This window comes from Nonomuraea sp. NPDC052265 (genome assembly GCF_044547985.1).
GTDB lineage: Bacteria > Actinomycetota > Actinomycetes > Streptosporangiales > Streptosporangiaceae > Nonomuraea.
Window position 1 is genome coordinate 22566 of sequence record NZ_JBIUBJ010000039.1, and the last position, 16739, is coordinate 39304.

The following is a 16739-nucleotide window of genomic DNA, read 5'->3' on the forward strand; positions in this document are numbered from 1 at the left end:
ACGTCCCCGGCCCTCTGACGCGAGGACCGGGGACGCGTCACTGACGGATCAGGCTTCGACCTTCCCCAGCTTGAACGTACGAGAGGGGTCGAGGGCGAAGTCGTCCTGCACCGCCGGCGCGTTGCAGTCGGCCCTGATGATCAGGCCCTTGTCGGCCAGCGCCAGGAACTCCTCCACGGTGTCAGGAGAGAGCCCGAGGTCGGTTCCCGCGTCGGTGTCCATGCGCAGGCTCAACGCCGCGCTGTCGCTGCTGGTCATGTGCTGTTCCCTTCTGTCGGATTTCGTTCAGGTGGACAAAGCCTTGGCGACGATCACCCCCTGCCCCTTCTCGACCGGGACGACGAAGTGCGTGAGCCAGCCGGGCACCGCCAGGTGAGCGCCCTGCCTGGCGGCGATCATCACCGCGCGCCCCCACGGCAGGCCCGGCATGGCGACCATCGCGCAGCCCGACCGCGGGTCTTCCACGGCGATGGCGCCCGACTGCTCGTGGTGGCGGCAGGTCCGACAGACAGACCTCGCCATCGGCGTCGGCCAGGGCGTGCACCGACGCCCCCAGCTCGGCGTACAGCCGCTCCTCATCGGCGACATTTGCCTCCTGCCGGGCGGTAGCCGACGTTGAACGCGACGCAGATCCGCAGACGTTCCTTGGAGGCCGTGGCGCGCACCTGGTGGCGCACCCAGCCGGGGAAGGCCACCATGCGGCCCGCCTTCGGCTGAATACGCTCCGCCCCGGGAGAGGCGTCGCGGGCGACGGCACCCGGGCGGGGGTCGAGCAGTTGAAGGAAGCCGCTGTCTCCGTCACCGGGGTCGATGTAGTAGACGCCGCCGATCGCGGTGCTGTGGTGGACATGCGGCAGCAGGCTCGCGCCTTCGGCGTAGGTGACCGTCCACCCTTCGGCCACCATCTCGTCCTTGACATCGAGGGATGCCGCGCCGAGCAGGTCGAACGTCATCGCGGTGACAGCGTCGCGGATGCGGTCGCGTAGCCATGCGGTCGCCGGGTGATCCCAGCACAGGATGTCCTCGCTCGACTTGCGTGCATCCAGCCCACCGGGCAGGATCATCCGCTCAGTCTGCTCGGCCTGTGCCTGGAGGATCAGGTCACGGACGGTGAGGAGCCTGTTGGCATCGCCTCCTACTCCTTCCTGTGGCCTGCCGAAGGGCTCACCCGATCGCTGTACTTGAAGGAGCTCTACGTCGCCGAGTCAGCGCAACGCCGCGGAGTGGGCACAGCGCTCATGAACGCGCTGTTCGACTTGGCAGCCAAGCACGAGTGCAGCAGGGTCGAATGGACCACTGACACCGGCAACAGTGGGGCGCAGCACTTCTACGACGAGCTCGGGCAGGCGACGTTGCCGACGAAGCTGTTCTACCGAACATCCCACCCCGCCCAGCAGGCGAACCTGGGTACGACGCGCGGACGGCAAGCAGGCACGGAACGCTCTGGCTGACGCCGACCGAGTAGCTCCTGATCAGCGTGTACGAAGCGGGGCACAATCCGTGTGCGATGGGCAGGGCGCGGCCCATGGCACGCACGAGAGCTGCATCGCTCCCGGCCTGGCGAAATGCCTTGCCGCTGGCGTCATCCGGGACAGAGAAGGGTCCGTCCGCTTTCTACGCACCGATCTCACCATCGCCGGAGTCGCTACCCCAGCCGGTGAAGCAATCCTGGCCCCTACAGCCTGCTCGGCCGAGACCCCTCCCAGCACGGCGCTGACGCCGGCGCGTTTAGCTGGAGTCGAGAGCCCAGTCGCCACCTGGCCCATGCGGCGGCGGCTCCCATGTCTGTCCGGGTGCATCGCTGGCCCGGAGGGATGTCCTCGTCGCGCCCCAGATCCTCACAATTGGTTACGACAAGAGGCACGTTCCTCGCTAGAGATCGCCTCGTCGCCATGCATCGATCTCTGTCAGCCGTCGACTGAGACCGGATGCGTGGGCGGGCGTCCGCAGGCGGGCCAGCAGGAGCGCGGAGCTCAGGAAGCCGGCCACGCCGATCCCGACGACGGCGCTCAGGCCGCCCGCTCCGACGGCAACCCCGCCTCCGAGCGCGCCCGGTAATCTGGCCGCCTGGCCGCTCTGCCCGTGCAGGGCGTCGGCCCTGACGCGGCCGGCACCTCAAGCTGGGCTCGCCGTTCCTGCTCGGGGCCGTTCGCCACGTGACGTGCTTCGCCTCGTGAACGTCGGTCAGAACGTGGCGATCGGGTTGACTGGGCTGCCGGACGTGCCGGCGAAGCGGACCGGCGCGACCGCGAGGTGGAAGTCCCACTGGCCGAGCTCGGCGGCCGTCGCCCAGCACGCCTCCAGGTCGCAGTTGTCGACCAGCCACAACCCCATGGCCACGAGGCCGACGGCGTGCACCGGCATCAGCACGTCCTCGTACCCCGACGGCTGAACGTCCTGGGGGGTGTCGGCGGCGATCAACGCGACCTGCCGTTCGTGCAGCCACGGCAGGCAGGACGCGTGCCAGCCGGCCTGCCGGAAACCGCCCGGCTCACCGGCCTCGCGGCGGGCGCGGCCGTAACCGGTGCGCAGCAGCACGGCGTCACCGGGCCGCACCCGCACGCCCTGGCGCCGCTCGGCCTCCTCCAGGTCGCCGGGAACGACGCCCTCCCCCGGTTCCAGCCACGGCACGCCGCGCGCGCCGGCGACGTCGAGCAGCACACCGCGCGTGAGGATCCCGTTCGCCGCCGCCGTGACGGCCGCCCACGACGAGCCCGTCTCGGCGTCGACCAGCGAGTGGGGCCGCCCGTTGTACATGGTGCCGTCCCAGAAGATGTGGCACGGCGAGTCGAGGTGGGTGAGGCTGTTGCCGTGGAAGGTGAGGCCGAGCCGCTCGGAGGAGAACCCCCAGCGCCGGTCCTTGTGGAAGGCGGCCGGCATGTTCTCGGCGCCCGGCATGTCGGCGCTGCGCGGGCAGGCCGTCGTCGATCGCTCCATGTCCTTGGGTACGGCGACCTCCCACGCGCACGACACGCTCCTGCCGTGGCGCACCGCCCGCGCCGCGGCCAGCCAGACGTCGTCGGTGATGTGGTTGAGGGTGCCGAGCTCGTCGTCGTCGCCCCAGCGGCCCCAGTTCGACAGCGTGTCGAAGTATCCGAGCACGTCGTCCTGCGTGGGCATCGGTCGGCCTGCCGTCATCGCGCTATCGGCTCCTCGGGTCCACGCGGCCCGAGGCGCCGGAGGCGGGGTGTCCCGCCTTCTCCTTCGGCCTGCCAAAGGCCCGCTGACCCGGGATGCTACTGGATCATCCACGGACGCGCCGCCCCGGCCGGATCCGTGTTCTCGCCGTGATCCACGACCGGAATGATCTCCCGGCATGAAGAAGTACGTGATCTCCGGCGTGGTCGCCGGACTCGTCTTGGCGCCGTCCGTGCCGGCGCTGGCCGCGCCCAACGATCCGCTGGCCGCGCTGCGCGCGCAGCTGCGCGAGGGCAGGGGCGTGACCGTCCAGCAGCGGACGCCGGGCAGGGACACAACCTCGCTCACCCGCGGCGGACGGCTGCAGTTCGACAAGGACGGCATCGCCGCCTCCGACCTGACCGCCAAGCTGAGCTTCCCCGGCAGGGACGAGACGGCCGACGAGTTCGATCCCCCCAAAGAGGAGAACCAGGCCACCTCGCTCGACAAGCCGGAGCGGACCGTCCGCATCGGCCGTACGTCCTACGTCAAGGGCGGGCCGATCGGCGCCGCGCTGCCCGCCGGCAAGACCTGGTACAAGCAGTCGCCGGGCTGGACGAGCGGGATGACCGCCATGGAGGGTGACTTCATCAACCCGGCCGAGCCGAGCACGCTCAAGGCCATGCTGAGCCATTCCAAGCGCAGCGGCAGCACGTACAAGGGGAGCATGACCGTCAAGGAGCTGCTGCGGGTCTCGGCCTGGACGCGCGCCACCCTGTGGTGGAAGCTCGCCTCCGGCGTCAAGGTCAACTGGACACTCACCGTGACCCCCGCCGGGCTGCCGCGCACGATGAGCACCCGGCTCTCCAGTCCCAAGGTGGGTCTGGGCCCGGTCACCATGGAGACCACCTACTCCGGCTGGGGCGCCAAGGTCTCGATCAAGGCGCCGCCCGCGTCGGAGACGACCACCGAGCTCGACTCCGACAAGGCCCTCCTCCGGCTGCCGCCGGCCCCCAAGCGCTGATCCCGCCGGATCGGACGTGCCGCGCCCCCCGCCAGGCCGTGGCGGGAGTGCGGGGGTGGCGCCGGTACGCGAGGTCAGGCGCAGAAGGCGGTCCAGGCGGCGCGGCTCGCCGGGTCGCGCAGGCGGTAGTCGCCGGTTGACCAGTCGAGGTCGAAGTAGAGCGCCCACACGGTGCCGTGCCCGTTGAGGTAGGCGGTCATCTGGTCGAGCCAGGCGCCGCGGCGGGTGCCGTCGTCGCCGGTGGCGATGTGGCTGCCGAGCTCGGCCACGCCGTGCGGGAGGTTCTCGGCCTGGTTGACGGCGTAGGTGCGGTCGAGCAGGGCGCCCGGGGTGAGGTACTGGCCCTTGGCGGCGGTGGAGTCGTAGTTGTAGACGTCCCAGGCCAGCACGTCGATGGCGGTGCTGCCGGGGTAGTAGTCGTGCCAGTCGCGGCCCGAGGCCGGGTCCACCGTCCAGCCCATCAGGATGAGCGTGGCTCGCAGGCGGGGGTTGGCCGCCTCGTCGGCCAGCGCGGCGAGGTGGCTCCAGGCCTGGCGGTAGGCCGCGGCGGTGAACTCGCCGTTCCTGATGTTGTCCTCGGGTTCGTGGTAGAAGGTCCAGTAGATGTCCTGGTCGGCCGGCGCCGCGGCGAACCAGGCGCGCATCGCGGCGTCGTGGGTGCCGGCGACGATCGCGGCGGGGGCCGCTTTGAACGAGATGACCATGGGCCGCTTGCTGGCGTTCAGCTTGCCGGGCCAGGGGTCGGGCAGACCGCCGTAGAAGACGCGTACCGCCTTTAGCCCGCCGAACCGGGAGTCCTCACGAGCCAGCGCCTGCTGATAGGTCTCGCCGGTCTCGGCGGCGAAGGACGCCCCGCACAGGGTCGGCTGGGCGTAGCTGACGATCAGCCGGGGGCCCAGGTCGCCGGCCTCGCGCGAGTGCACGACGGTCGCCGACTCGGCGCTTGGGTTGGTCATGGCGAAGGAGTACGTACCGGCCGCGCGGACCGTGGCGGAGACGTTGAAGCTGATGCTGGTGGCGCCGGGCGCGGGCAGGGTCGCGGTGGCGACGACGGGACCGGGCGCGGGCCGCGCGGGGTAGGTCATGGACTCGGTCCAGGAGTTGTCGGCGACCGAGCGCAGCTCGGTGACGGCAGCCTGCTGATCGGTCTTCTGGTAGAGCATCTCCAGCCGGGCCGAGGCGATGCTCCGCCCGGCGGGCGGAGCGGGCACGGAGAACTTCAGGTAGGCCTGGCTGTGCCAGGGCGTGTTCCAGTTGGAGGCGGCCAGCTTGGCCGACGTGCCGTAGACGGTGGCCGGCGACTCGGCGACCACGTAGGTGTCGGCGACCGGGGCGATGCCGTCGCGTACCGCCTGCGCCGGGGCCGGCGGGAGGAGGAGGCTTCCGAGCAGCAGACCCGGGAGGACTGGCGCGACTCGTGACCTCACGGCGGAACCGATCCTTCTTCGTCGCACGTCTCTTCCTCCGCCGCCCGGCTTCACGTCCGCACTCTCGACGAGAGTCAGCCGGACGCCGGCGTTTGTCAATCCTGGCCGCCGGATCTGCCGGTCAGGGCAGGGCGAGGAGGCTGACGGCGAGGGCGGCGGCGCCCAGGCCGACGAGCTGGCCCCGGTGGATGCGTTCGGCGAGAACGCCGCGGGCGAGCAGGACCGTGCGTCGAACTGCTCCGGCGTGAAGGCTCCGGGCGGTGCGTCGCGCCGGAAGGGGCACGGGCCGCAGGGAGCGTGACGGTGCTTGAGCGGGTTCGCCTTCGCAGGATCGGCGCCGCCGAGACGATCAGGAGCCGGCGGGTCGGCAGCCGCGCGGTCATCGCCGTCGATGGAGCTTGTCCGAAAGAGCTCTGTCAGGGGCACGAGGGAGGCCGCGTTGGCCTGCCGGGTTCGCTCGACCGGTGCTGTGAAGCGGCTGCCGGTCCTGTCCCTGTCCGCTGCAGCGTCGGCGTGCGCGCCTGGCTGAGTCTGCCGGGCAGGATGCCCAGGCTGCGCGGACTGTCCGAGTCGAGAATCGGGGCCCGCCGAGTGCTGGGCCGGCGGCTGCTGGTCGGTCATGACGCTGCCAATCGCAAGGGGCGGACGGGGAGGGAACGCGCATGCACGGGCCGACGGCGCGCGCGGCGGGAGGGCGAGTCGTCGCTGCTCGGCGCAGGGCCGCACATGCTGAGTGCTGCGGGGTGGCTGATCAGACATCGCGTGCGGTGCGCGGGGAGCGTTCTGGCTTCGGCCGGCGGCTCAGATGCCGGATCAGGGCGGTCCAGCTCAGCTCGGCCGCGTCGTCGGCCAGGTTCTGGATGAGTGCAGTGAGGTCGCCTTCACGCTGCAGGTCTTCCTGCTCCTGATGAGGGTCGGGGCTGGCCGGCGGCAGGCGGGTGCAGGCCACACGCAGGCGGCCACGGTCATCGGCCTTGAGCCGCCAGTTGGCCACGTACGGGCTGTCGAGAATGAGGATCTCGCCAGCGGCAGGGGCGGCCAGGTGGGCGGCGATCCTTTCGGCCGCCACCTCGGCGCCGAGGGCGTCGCGCAGGTCGGGGAAGTGCTCGGCGAGCGCGTCCACGATGCGGCGAGCCTGGGCCGCTCGGAGACGGTGGCGGCGCTGATGTCGATGGATCATTCGGTCTCCTGCTCCTTTTGCCCAGCCCCGAGGGAGTGCCGGTGGGCGGGTAGCGCCAGCAGCCGGGCGGCCTCGGCGGTGCCGACCCGCGCGGCGCTCGCCACGGCGTGCGGGGCCAGGTCCCAGCGCAGCCACCGGTCGGGAAGCGGATCGGGCAGCGGCCGACCCTTGTGATGCACGTCGGCGAGAGTCACCTCGGCCAGCAGCAGGCGTGGGGAGAGGCCCTCGCACGCGGTCAGCGACAGCAGCGCGCAGCGGCGGTGCATTCCGGCATCGGTGACGAGTTCACCGTCCAGGTCCGCCAGCACCAGCATTCGCTCGGGCAGACGCTCCCCGCACACCTGACACAGGTGACCCTGTTGGCAGCGCAGCAACCGGCCGCCATGGATCTGGGTCCAGTACACCACGCCGTCCAGTACCGGGGTGATCCACGGCAGCGGCAGCCCGTGTACGCGCGGGCGCGGCCACCCGGCGGGGCAGGCGTCCACGCCGGAGGCTTGCATGACGGCGTCCTGACGCCGCCACACCTCGCTGGGCGGCGGTGCCTTCGTCGCACCCTGCAGGATGGTCACGACGGTCATCCTTCCGGAGGAGCGGATTGTGGGCCGGTGTTTCCCTGCCGCCGGCAAGCGGCGGGCGCGGGCGCACGGTGCCGTCGCGGCGGGCGGCGTGCAGGGCGGTCTGTCCGGTCTCAGAGACCCGGTATCGCATGGGGGAGGTGCCGGGGGCGGGCATTCCAGCCAGCCCCTGTCCACCACCAGGGCGCTCCGCCAGGCGCCGCCCGGATCGGGAACGCCGTGGTAGGGCCGCCGGTCCGGCACGACGTCGATCTGCGGGGGATCGAGCGGCCGGCCGGTGTGCTCGTCGAAGAAGCGGCCGCCAATCCACAGGCTCAGATGTCCGTCGTCGATGTCGCGCAGGGTGCGGATCAGGGCCAGGTCAGCACGGCTTCGTGATCCGTCGTCGTGACCCGCCTGGTGCTCGGCCGCCGTGTGCGTCTCCCGGGTCAAGCACGCGGGGCAGCACCGTTCGAGGGTCAGCCGTCGCTGTTCGGCACCGATGAGAGGCCTGGTGGATACCGGCCGCGTTCAGGATCTCCCGCAGTGCACGACCAGTGCCTTGACCCGACGGTGGGCGGACGGCCACGCGCGCCGTCGTATCGCGGATCCTCCGTCCGAGGGCGCTGCGGGCCTTGGAGCCGTGGACGAGCCGCTTGCGGCCGAGCTGTTGGCGGATCATCGTCATGTGCCGGCCCGAAGCGGCCGAGGACTTTCGCCGCGAGGTCGTGCCGACAAGCCAAATGTCCTGCGGCCCGCGAGATCCCCCGGGGAAATGCCCCCGAAGTCCTGGACATGGACTTAAGTGACAGATGATCCAGGTAAGGAGACCGGATGGGAGCCGGTCCCCGTAGCCGGTTCGTGGAGATCTACGAATCCGTCTACGAACCCATACTCGGGTATGTCCTGCGGCGCTGCCCGCACCCCGAGGACGCGGCCGACGTGGTGGCCGAGACGTTCACCACGGCGTGGCGTCGCATCGACGAGCTGCCCGAGGGGGACGAGGCGCGGCTGTGGCTGTACGGCGTGGCGCGGCGGGTGCTGGCCAACCATCGGCGCGGCGAGGAGCGTCACGAGCAGCGTACGGCGGCCCTGCGCGAGCGGCTCGCCGCCTTCCCCGCGCTGGCCCGCTCGCCGGAGGACGAGATGTCCCAGATGGGAAAGGTCTTCCGCGGCCTGTCCGACGACGACCGGGAACTGCTTTCCTTGGTCGCCTGGGAGGCGCTGGACCACGGGCAGATCGCCCGCGTGCTCGGCATCTCCCGCAACGCGGTACGGATCAGGCTCTACCGCGCCCGCAGGCGTTTCGCCCGGGATCTGGCCAAGGCCGGCTTCGACCACCCTCGCGCCGTCGCCCTCGAAGGGAGCCCGCTGTGAACCTCGCCGATCTCGCCCGCGTCGATGACCAGGACCTCAGAGGAGAGGCGTCCGCACCGGAGGCTCAGGAGCTCATGCACGCGATCATGTCGGAGAAGCGCGAGCCCGCCGTCGTGACCACGCCCCGCCGCGGCCGACGGCTGGTGCTGGGGCTCGCGACCGTGGCCGCGGCGACGGCCGTCGCCGTCGGCACCAGCGTGGTCGGCGGCCCGGTGACCAGCTACGCCAACGCCGCCGTCTCCATCGAGAACACCGGCCCGTACTTCAGCGTGACCATCACCGACCCCACGGCCGACCGCCACCGCTTCGAGGAAGCGTTCCGGGCGGTCGGGCTGAACGTCACGGTCAAGGTGATCCCGGTGGCGCCCTCCGAGGTGGGCAAGCTGATCGGCCCCGTCGTCCCGGACGGCTTCAAGTGGCACGGCAGCATCGGCGCCCAGGGGATCACGCCGTGCTCGTCGGCGTTCTGCGCCAAGGTCTGGATGCCGGCCGACTTCCCCGGGCGGGTGGTGTTCGGCATCGGCCGCCCCGCCAGGCCGGGCGAGCCGTACGCCGATGACGGCCCGGTCGACCCGGAGGGCGACGAGGCCCTGCCCGGCTACACCAGCCACGGCAGGACGGTCGCCGACGTACGGGCCGAGCTGACCCGGAGCGGGCTGAAGGCCGGTTACCGGCTGTTCTGGAAGTACGAGGAAAAGGACGCCGGGAGCATGTCGTGGTTCGACGAGGCCGTGCCCACGAGCCGGATCAAGGACGACTGGATCGTGGCGTCCACCCGCTTGCACAGCTCCGACACCGTCGACCTGTATGTGATCCCCGGCGCGGACGCGGGTCCCGCCCCCAGCCCGTACCCCCAGCCCCGGTGGTACGACCTGCCGGATTGAGCGGCGCGGCGGGCCGGGGCGCGCTGAAGGCCGGGTGGGGGTGGCGTTGAAGGCTCCCCTCGCCGCCCGGCGTCTGGCCTGGCTGGACACGCTGCGCGGGCTGGCCCGCGATGGTTGGTCTTCGAGCACGCGCTCAAGCCGCTGTGGCCGGAGGCGCGGCTGCCGATCAAGGCCGTCTTCGATCCCGGCTGGTACGGCGTGCTGGTGTTCTTCCTGGTCAGCGGCTACATCGTGCCGGCGTCGCTGGAGCGGCGAGGCAGCCTGCGGGCCTTCTGGATCTCGCGGTTCTTCCGGCTGTGGCCGCTCTTCGTCGTGTGCGTGGCCGGCATGCTGCTGCTCGTGGCGGCCGGCTGGGACGACTTGCACGTCTGGTGGGGCACCCGGACGGTGGCGCCGGCCCTGGCGCACGCCGGCATGCTGCAGAACCTGCTGTACGTCCCGAACCTGGTCAATGTGCTGTGGACGCTGTCCTACGAGATGGCCTTCTACCTTCTGCTGACGGCCATGTTCACCCTCGGGGTGCACCGGCGCAGCACCGCGGCCGCGCTCACGTTCGCGGCGGCCGCGGTGCTGGGCGCGGGGTTGCTGCCGGTGACGCTCCTGTCGGCCGGCGGGGCGGGCCGCATGCTGACGGTCGTGGTCGTGGTGACCGCCGTGCTGGCGGCCGGGCTGGCCATGGTGCTGCGCGGCGGCAGGCGGGTACGGCAGGCGGGCGCCGTGGCCATCGCCGGCACGATCCTTCTGCTGCTGGCGGTCAACCAGAGTTATCCCGGGCCGTGGCAGGGACTGTTCATCCTGGCGACCATGTTCGCCGGCACCGCGCTGTACCGTGTCGAGACCGGCCAGATCGGCCACCGGCACCTCGCCTGGGTGGCGCTGGTACCACTGGCGGGGTTGTGGCCGGCGCGCGCCGAGCTGGGATCACAGCTGGCGATCGCCGCGGCCTGGCTGACGTTCGCCGCCGGGATGACGCTGCGCCACCGCAGGATGCCGTCGTGGCTGACCTGGCTGGGCCTGGTGTCCTACTCGATCTACCTGTTGCATCCGCTGCTGCTGGAGAGCGTGGAGTTCTTCCTGCCGGACCCGTCGACCGTACCGGTGGCAGTGCGCCTGACGCTGCTGGCGGCGGTGTACGCGGCGCTGCTCGGACTATGTGCGCTGACCTGGCGATGGGTGGAGTCGCCGGCGCAGTCGCTGGGCAGGCGCCTGATCAGCCGAGCCGAATCCCGTCGGGCCGAATCCCGTCGGGCGGAGTCCAGCCTGGCGGGGACGGCCGGCGAGTGAGGCCGCTGTGCCGTCCGGCGGCGAAGCGCCGCTCAGGCGCCCCACCGCCGCTGGACGCCAGGACCTCAAGGGACACCCCCGCGCCTGCCGATGATTCCGTCCATGCTGGTCAGACCCGGTCTCGGATGCCGGTTGCGGAACCGTTCGTGCTCGCTCAGGGCGGCCCGCAGGTGGCGTTCGTTCCAGCCGAGGCATCGGTCGAGAAGCTCGTGGCGACAGGACTGCACCCACCGTTGCATGATGGAGGTCATCGGCGGCATCCGAATGTCGGTGAGCACGACGTGAAGTGAGCGCTTCTTGTCCTGAGTGACGGCCTTCTTCGGTGAGTTGCAGGACGAGGATGGCCTGCACGGTCGTGGTGGCGCGGGGCGGGCAGCAGCGCAGGCGGGGCCTGGAAGGTCCTTGGCCGCCCGCATCCGCTCCTGCGGGGGAACGCGCCGTCGCCACCTTGAAGGTGCGCGCGGTTGGCCGAGCGCTGATGGCGCGACAGCGGAGGACGCAAAGGCCAACCACCATCTACGCCTGCCCTGCCTGCGGCGTTTCGCCGAGAGCGGCGGGTGAAGGTTGCGGTCGAGTTCTTGATGACGTTCCGTACGCGGCCATGAACATGCTCAGCAGTCCGTCGACCGCGTTCTCGTCGATGGGGCGCGTTGACAGTAGGTGGCGGTAGTACAGAGTGCCGCACAACACCTCGGCGGCGAATTCCAGGTTCGCCTCCGCGACGAGTTCACCAGCGTGCTGGGCGCGGGTGATCCGGTCGAGGGTGCCCTGCTCCACGGTGACCAGGAATCGCTCGTGCAGGGTCGCCCGCAGCGTGGGATCGGCCTGCGCCTCGGCGATGACGGCACGGTAGACCGGACCGATCGGCGGGCTGGTCAGTGCCAGGCATGAGCGCAGGAACTGTTCGCGCAGATCCGCGTAGACGTCCCCGGTGTCGCGGTAGCTCAGGTCACTGACCCACACGAGGCTGAGCGCGTCCAGTAGCAGTGCCGCCATGGACGGCCAGCGCCGGTAGATCGTGTGCTTTCCGACTCCGGCCTTTCGGGCGACCGCTTCGATGCTCAGGCCCGCGTAACCGACCTCGGCAGCCAGCTCGAGGGTTGCTCGCAGCAGCTCTTCGGTTCGTGCGGCGCCTCGGCGTCGGGGGGTGACAGGCGTGTCGGTCATACAGCCATCTTATCGGCACTCGGCGTGCCGTTGACAATGTCGAGCGTCGCAGGCAGGATGGCACTCCATCGGCACGACGCGTGCCGATGGAGGCGGTGGCATGTGCCGCCAACGCACCCGAATTCGATCAAGGAGAACCTCGATGAAGCTCACCGTCACCACTTTTGTGTCCCTGGACGGCGTCATGCAGGGCCCTGGCGGACCGGAGGAGGACCGCTCCGGCGGCTTCGACCTCGGCGGCTGGCTGGTGCCCTACTCCGATGAGGAGATGGGCGCGATCATCGGCGAATGGTTCGCGAAGGCCGACGCCCTGCTGATCGGCCGACGCAGCTACGACATCATGGCCGCCTACTGGCCGGGCGTCACCGACCCCGAGGAAGGGAAGATCAACGAGCTGCCCAAGTACGTCGCCTCGTCCTCACTCCTGAGCCCGGAATGGAACAACTCCCACCTCCTTCAGGGCGACCTGGCGAAGGCCGTCGCCGAACTCAAGGCCCAGCCTGGCAGGGAACTCCAGGTCCACGGCAGTGGGCGGTTGATCGGATCGCTGCTCCGCGCCGAACTCGTCGACGAACTGCGACTGCTGACGAGCCCCGTGGTGGTCGGCAAGGGGCAGCGGCTGTTCGACACCGGCACCGCGCCCGCCTCCTGGGAGCTCACGCAGGTGCGCTCCACCTCGAGAGGCGTCATCGCCCAGACCTACCGGTACGGCGGCAAGCCCGCCCTCGGCACCTTCGCCGTCGGTGCGGACGGTAAGGAACACAGCATTCTGGCCGACGCCTGATCCTGAAGTGGGCTCGCGCGGCCCTCAGCGCCGCGCGAGCCCGCGCCGTACGCCCTCCCCCCTTGCCCGCCACCGTCTCGCGCGCCTGACCGACGTCACCGGCCCGCACCACCCGTCACCGAGCTCCAGCCGGAGCACCATGCCGAGGCCATGGCGGCCTGGGACGGCGCGGCGCCTGGGCGAGGAGACCTCGGCCCGCATCACCGCCGAACACGACCCTCCGGCTCGGCGACGCAAACGCTGACGTCAGACGCGACGCCTACATCGTGCGGTGTGCTCCGGCCGTGCAAGATCAAGAGGGCCTTGTGGATCGTCTTCACCGGTGAGGGCCTGGCGGTGCTGGCTACCGCGGCTCCCTGAGAGGCTGCGAGTCCGGCCGAGAATCGGTGAGAGCGAATCATGCGCGGGACGCAGAGCACAGTGAAAGGCAGGTCAATACGCGGCGTTTCGCCGGCGAAACGCCGCGTCGACCACGAGCTCACGCAGCACGGTCGCAACCAGCCAGCGTGTCATGCTCCCCCGAGGCTACCGAGAACCCGGAGGGAGGCAGGAATGAGGCACATGGCCGCGTCACGGGTGCGGAAATCCCCAGACCCAGGCGGGTGGGCGCCTCATTCCGCCGGGCGAGCGGCTCGGTCTACCGTGCCTGGTCATGATCGGAAAGTTGTTCGATGTGCCACGGCGACTTCTGGCCGGGTTGGCAGCCCTGCTCATTCTGGCCGCGGTGGTCATGTTCACGGCCATGGCTGACAGCACCATGCAACCCCTGCCGGCCACCGCCCCGGACGACCGGTTCAGCGCTGAGCGCGCGCTGGTTCACCTGAAGGAGTTCGCCGCCGAACCACGGCCGATCGGCAGCCCGGCCGGCGACCGTGCCCGGGACTACCTGGCCGGGCAACTGCGCGCGGCAGGGCTGGAGGTCGAGATCCAACGCTCGGTCGGTGCCCGTTCTGCGGCGGGGCTGGCGACGTTCGGCCAGGTCGACAACATCGTGGGCCGCCTGCGGGGAACGAACTCGACCGGCACCGTGCTCATCGCCGCGCACTACGACTCCGCGGCCATGGGACCGGGCGCCTCCGACGACGGCGCCGCGGTGGCCGCGATGCTGGCGACCGTCCGGGCGCTGGGCGGCGGTCCCGGCCGGCCCCGACCACGGCCGACACCGTATCGGCGTCGAGGTCTCGGTGGCCTGTTCCGAGATTGAGGGAGATGTGTTCCCCGCGCAGCACGACGCCGTCGTTGTCGGGCAGCGCCACGCCGAGCACGCCGTCGTCCAGCTCGGTGATCTCCGGGAGTGTGACGTCGGCCGCCGCGAGCCGGGCCTGCAGGTCGGCCAGTCGTTCGTGCATGCCGTCTGCTCGCGCTTCGGCGACGCGTGCGGTGGTGGTGGTCTCGGCCAGTTGGGCGCGTAGCGTGTCGCAGGTCGCGCGCTGGGCCGCCAGCTCCTGGCCGGCTTGGTCACGCTCGTCGGTCAGGAGGTTCCGTTCCCGTTCGTGGTCGGCCTGGCGCCGTGCCAGCTCGGCGCGCAGACCTGCGGCGGCATCCCGCTCGGCGGCGAGCTCTCGCGCGCTCAGCTCCAGGCGCCGGCGCAGCTGATCAAGAGTGTCAGCCGTCTGCTGCCGTTCGATGGCGACCTGCTCACGCTCGGCCTGGACCTGCTCGCGTAGCTGGTCCAGCGCGGCCTCGGACGACGCGGTCGCGACGGCCAGCGCCGAGACAGCCGTCGCCGCCGCGACGGCACAGCGGGTGATGACGCGCATGAGCGGACTCCTTGCTGACGTTGGAAGCAGGCGAAGGGCCCCGGCTGGGGCCCTTCGCGGTCCAGGAGATCGGCGTGTAGACGCGGGGGAGCCCTCTGCGCGTGTACGAGCCGTCGGAGTTCAGCTGGTACGCCTCGACGCAGAACTTGCTGCCGTTGGGATAGCTGCGGCCGATGTTCCGGTAATGGATGAGCGAGGTGCCGTTCTGCCGGTTGGACGTGTTGTAGGCGAAGTCGGGGCCGAAGAGCCGGAAATGGCCGTAGAAGCTGAGGACCCCGCCCCACGGGTTCGTATGGGCCTGGATCTGGTCGACCCGGCCTCCGCTGCCCACGATCTTGACGCAGGCCCAGCCGTTGCAGCCGCTGTTCTCCGCGGCGTAGGCCGGCGCGGCGAGTCCCAGCCCGGACACGAGCACCGCCAGGCATACCGCGAGGCTCGCCGCGATTCTGCTCGATCGCTTCTTCAAGGTAGCTCCACTTCTTCTCGTGACCTGCGCGCAACGGGAAGGCTGCGCCCGAAGAGCCGGCGCGAGGAGAGGAATTTCCTGGCCGTCCGGCTCCATGGCGTAAAGCATCCGGCGCGGCCAGGACGTGCTACCAGGGCGGGGACAGGACGATTACCGGACATTGGACGTGTCCGGTCGACCTGTCGCGGAGGTCAGCGGCGTTCGGGCATCGGTGAACTGGCCGCGGAGGCCGGGACCACGACCCGCACCTTGCGCTACTACGAGGAGCAGGGCCTGCTGGAGCCTGGCCGTCCGACCGCGGGGTATCGCGTGTACGAGCCCAGTGCAATCTTGCGTGTCCGCAACGTTCGGGTGCTACTGGCCTGCGGGTTCACCGTCGAAGATGTGAAGTCGTTCCTGGACCACCTCGACGCTGAGCTGCCCGAGGTGTTCTGCTATGCGCCGCCGTGCGCCGCCAGTAACGCCGTCGCCGCGTAGCGGGTGGCTGAGCTGGAGGAGCGCATCGCCACCCTCACTCGGCTGCGCGACAGCCTTGTCCACTGCACGCCCTGGCTGGCGGCGCCTGGCGAGACCGCAGACGAGCGGGTCACCTGATTATGAGGCGCCGCGGAATTTCCGGCTGGGCAGCACACCAGCCAACGCGCCGAACAAGACGGCCCGATCGGCTGCTCTATACGAGGAACATCCGTGCCTGCCATCCCCGCTTGGCTTATCGAGCCGTTGTGGATCCAGTTCTCCGCCCTGCTCCCCGCATGGCCCGAGTTTGACCCCGAGCACCCGCTCGGCGTGCACCGCCGCCGCATCAAGGATCGGATCGTGTTCGACAAGCTCATCCAGGTGCTCCGGTTCGGCTGCTCCTATCTAGCCATCGCCGACACCACCTGATCGAGAAGATCACCGCGATCGGCGTCCGCCGCGACGAATGGATCAAGCTGGGGATCTTCGCACAGCTCAAGAGCATCGCACTGAACTGCTATGACCGAATCGTTGGGCTGCTGCTGGGGGAAATCGCCGTCGACGGCTGCATCACGAAGGCACCAGGCGGCGGGGAGGTCGCCGGCCGTTCTCCTGTCGATCGCGGCAAGCAAGGGATGAAGCGCTCTTTAATGGTCGAGGGGTGCGGCATACCGCTCGGCCGGGTGCCGGCAGGCGCCAACCGCCACGATTCGCAGCGCGCAACGGCGGTGCATCCCGGCATCGGTGACGAGCTCACCGTCGGACTCGGCCAGCACCAGCATCCGCTCGGGCAGACCGTCCCCGCACACCTGACACAGGTGGTTCTGCTGGCAGCGCAGCAGCCGTCCGCCATGAATCTGGGTCCAGTACACCACGCCGTCCAGGACCGGCGTGATCCACGGCAGCGGCATGCCGTGCATCCTGGGGCGGTGGCCATCCGGCGGGCAGGCGTCCACGCCGGAGGCTTGCATGGCGGCGTCCTGGCGCCGCCACACCTCACTCGGCGGTGGTGGCTTGCCTACCTGCTGCAAGGTGGTCACGACGCTGATCCTTCCGGACGGGCCTGATGACGCCTCGGCGTTCCCCTGTCATCGCCGGGGACGAGCGGCGGCCTCCGGCGCACGATGCCGTCGCGTCGGGCGGCGTGCAACACGGTCCGCCCTGAGGGGCCACGGAGATTCCGGACAGCCGTCTTATGGGCGTAGCCTATGCGGCTGTTTGGGTTGAAAGGGACTCGTTGAGCACTTCGAAGGGTG

The 16739-nt window shown here is 70.4% G+C and carries 22 protein-coding genes and 1 pseudogene; 11 read left to right on the forward strand and 12 right to left on the reverse strand.

Annotated elements, in window-relative coordinates; all coding sequences use genetic code 11:
* Positions 1 to 48: 48 nt before the first annotated feature.
* From ACIHAD_RS46965 to ACIHAD_RS46975, 3 genes are read right to left on the reverse strand one after another with little or no spacing between them, the layout of a single operon-like run.
* Positions 49 to 258: a hypothetical protein gene (locus tag ACIHAD_RS46965; protein ID WP_397361371.1), complete on the reverse strand. Its 210-nt coding sequence runs from the start codon at positions 256 to 258 to the stop codon at positions 49 to 51.
* Positions 259 to 285: 27 nt separating this feature from the next.
* Complete coding sequence (locus ACIHAD_RS46970; protein WP_397361372.1) at positions 286 to 522, reverse strand: hypothetical protein; 237 nt, start codon at positions 520 to 522, stop codon at positions 286 to 288.
* Positions 523 to 575: 53 nt separating this feature from the next.
* Complete coding sequence (locus ACIHAD_RS46975) at positions 576 to 1064, reverse strand: putative 2OG-Fe(II) oxygenase (protein WP_397361373.1); 489 nt, start codon at positions 1062 to 1064, stop codon at positions 576 to 578.
* Here ACIHAD_RS46975 and ACIHAD_RS46980 point away from each other — a divergent pair.
* Positions 1002 to 1451, forward strand: coding sequence for a GNAT family N-acetyltransferase (locus ACIHAD_RS46980; protein ID WP_397361374.1), 450 nt, complete (start codon positions 1002 to 1004; stop codon positions 1449 to 1451). The two genes, ACIHAD_RS46975 and ACIHAD_RS46980, sit on opposite strands and share 63 nt — an antisense overlap.
* A gap of 733 nt (positions 1452 to 2184) precedes the next feature.
* Here ACIHAD_RS46980 and ACIHAD_RS46985 read toward each other — a convergent pair.
* The gene (locus tag ACIHAD_RS46985; RefSeq protein WP_397361375.1) at positions 2185 to 3138 is read right to left on the reverse strand and encodes a cyclase family protein; all 954 of its coding nucleotides are present in this window, start codon (positions 3136 to 3138) and stop codon (positions 2185 to 2187) included.
* 178 nt (positions 3139 to 3316) lie between these two features.
* On the opposite strand from ACIHAD_RS46985, the gene ACIHAD_RS46990 reads away from it, so the two are divergent.
* On the forward strand, positions 3317 to 4141 hold the full coding sequence (locus ACIHAD_RS46990) for a hypothetical protein (protein ID WP_397361376.1): 825 nt from the start codon (positions 3317 to 3319) through the stop codon (positions 4139 to 4141).
* 74 nt (positions 4142 to 4215) lie between these two features.
* Here ACIHAD_RS46990 and ACIHAD_RS46995 read toward each other — a convergent pair whose 3' ends face one another.
* From ACIHAD_RS46995 to ACIHAD_RS47010, 4 genes are all read right to left on the reverse strand, one after another.
* Positions 4216 to 5568: a DNRLRE domain-containing protein gene (locus ACIHAD_RS46995; protein WP_397361377.1), complete on the reverse strand. Its 1353-nt coding sequence runs from the start codon at positions 5566 to 5568 to the stop codon at positions 4216 to 4218.
* Between the two features lie 121 nt (positions 5569 to 5689).
* On the reverse strand, positions 5690 to 5851 hold the full coding sequence (locus ACIHAD_RS47000) for a hypothetical protein (protein WP_397361378.1): 162 nt from the start codon (positions 5849 to 5851) through the stop codon (positions 5690 to 5692).
* 468 nt (positions 5852 to 6319) lie between these two features.
* Positions 6320 to 6691, reverse strand: a complete 372-nt coding sequence (locus ACIHAD_RS47005) for a hypothetical protein (RefSeq protein ID WP_397361379.1) — start codon at positions 6689 to 6691, stop codon at positions 6320 to 6322.
* A 53-nt stretch (positions 6692 to 6744) separates the two neighbouring features.
* The gene (locus ACIHAD_RS47010) at positions 6745 to 7758 is read right to left on the reverse strand and encodes a hypothetical protein (protein ID WP_397361380.1); all 1014 of its coding nucleotides are present in this window, start codon (positions 7756 to 7758) and stop codon (positions 6745 to 6747) included.
* A 381-nt stretch (positions 7759 to 8139) separates the two neighbouring features.
* On the opposite strand from ACIHAD_RS47010, the gene ACIHAD_RS47015 reads away from it, so the two are divergent.
* The 3 genes from ACIHAD_RS47015 (at position 8140) to ACIHAD_RS47025 (ending at position 10850) form a co-directional block, all read left to right on the forward strand.
* The gene (locus ACIHAD_RS47015; RefSeq protein WP_397361381.1) at positions 8140 to 8682 is read left to right on the forward strand and encodes an RNA polymerase sigma factor; all 543 of its coding nucleotides are present in this window, start codon (positions 8140 to 8142) and stop codon (positions 8680 to 8682) included.
* A complete protein-coding gene (locus ACIHAD_RS47020) occupies positions 8679 to 9566 on the forward strand; it encodes a hypothetical protein (protein ID WP_397361382.1) in 888 nt (295 codons plus the stop codon). The genes ACIHAD_RS47015 and ACIHAD_RS47020 overlap by 4 nt, the downstream gene beginning before the upstream one ends.
* Positions 9567 to 9680: 114 nt before the next feature.
* Positions 9681 to 10850 carry an acyltransferase family protein gene (locus ACIHAD_RS47025; protein ID WP_397361383.1) on the forward strand — a complete coding sequence of 390 codons (1170 nt, stop codon included), beginning with the start codon at positions 9681 to 9683 and terminating at the stop codon, positions 10848 to 10850.
* Positions 10851 to 10915: 65 nt separating this feature from the next.
* On the opposite strand, the gene ACIHAD_RS47030 is transcribed toward ACIHAD_RS47025, so the two are convergent.
* Positions 10916 to 11128 carry a hypothetical protein gene (locus tag ACIHAD_RS47030; RefSeq protein ID WP_397361384.1) on the reverse strand — a complete coding sequence of 71 codons (213 nt, stop codon included), beginning with the start codon at positions 11126 to 11128 and terminating at the stop codon, positions 10916 to 10918.
* A gap of 238 nt (positions 11129 to 11366) precedes the next feature.
* The gene (locus ACIHAD_RS47035) at positions 11367 to 12017 is read right to left on the reverse strand and encodes a TetR/AcrR family transcriptional regulator (RefSeq protein WP_397361385.1); all 651 of its coding nucleotides are present in this window, start codon (positions 12015 to 12017) and stop codon (positions 11367 to 11369) included.
* Positions 12018 to 12159: 142 nt separating this feature from the next.
* Here ACIHAD_RS47035 and ACIHAD_RS47040 point away from each other — a divergent pair, with 142 nt between their 5' ends.
* The 4 genes from ACIHAD_RS47040 (at position 12160) to ACIHAD_RS47055 (ending at position 14468) form a co-directional block, all read left to right on the forward strand.
* Positions 12160 to 12801 carry a dihydrofolate reductase family protein gene (locus ACIHAD_RS47040; RefSeq protein WP_397361386.1) on the forward strand — a complete coding sequence of 214 codons (642 nt, stop codon included), beginning with the start codon at positions 12160 to 12162 and terminating at the stop codon, positions 12799 to 12801.
* Between the two features lie 652 nt (positions 12802 to 13453).
* Complete coding sequence (locus tag ACIHAD_RS47045) at positions 13454 to 14005, forward strand: M28 family peptidase (protein ID WP_397361387.1); 552 nt, start codon at positions 13454 to 13456, stop codon at positions 14003 to 14005.
* 7 nt (positions 14006 to 14012) lie between these two features.
* On the forward strand, positions 14013 to 14213 hold the full coding sequence (locus ACIHAD_RS47050) for a hypothetical protein (RefSeq protein ID WP_397361389.1): 201 nt from the start codon (positions 14013 to 14015) through the stop codon (positions 14211 to 14213).
* 42 nt (positions 14214 to 14255) lie between these two features.
* On the forward strand, positions 14256 to 14468 hold the full coding sequence (locus ACIHAD_RS47055) for a hypothetical protein (RefSeq protein ID WP_397361390.1): 213 nt from the start codon (positions 14256 to 14258) through the stop codon (positions 14466 to 14468).
* Here ACIHAD_RS47055 and ACIHAD_RS47060 read toward each other — a convergent pair.
* Positions 14440 to 15027: a hypothetical protein gene (locus ACIHAD_RS47060; RefSeq protein WP_397361391.1), complete on the reverse strand. Its 588-nt coding sequence runs from the start codon at positions 15025 to 15027 to the stop codon at positions 14440 to 14442. The genes ACIHAD_RS47055 and ACIHAD_RS47060 overlap by 29 nt on opposite strands.
* A 249-nt stretch (positions 15028 to 15276) precedes the next feature.
* Between ACIHAD_RS47060 and ACIHAD_RS47065 the strand changes: the two genes are divergently transcribed.
* Positions 15277 to 15504, forward strand: a complete 228-nt coding sequence (locus ACIHAD_RS47065) for a MerR family transcriptional regulator (protein ID WP_397361392.1) — start codon at positions 15277 to 15279, stop codon at positions 15502 to 15504.
* Between the two features lie 210 nt (positions 15505 to 15714).
* Positions 15715 to 16196, forward strand: a pseudogene (locus ACIHAD_RS47070) (IS5/IS1182 family transposase); the annotation flags it as partial.
* Here the strand turns inward: ACIHAD_RS47070 and ACIHAD_RS47075 are convergent.
* Positions 16131 to 16523 (reverse strand): hypothetical protein, encoded by a 393-nt coding sequence (locus ACIHAD_RS47075; protein WP_397361393.1) that lies wholly within the window; start codon positions 16521 to 16523, stop codon positions 16131 to 16133. The pseudogene ACIHAD_RS47070 and the gene ACIHAD_RS47075 sit on opposite strands and share 66 nt — an antisense overlap.
* Positions 16524 to 16739: the final 216 nt, after the last annotated feature.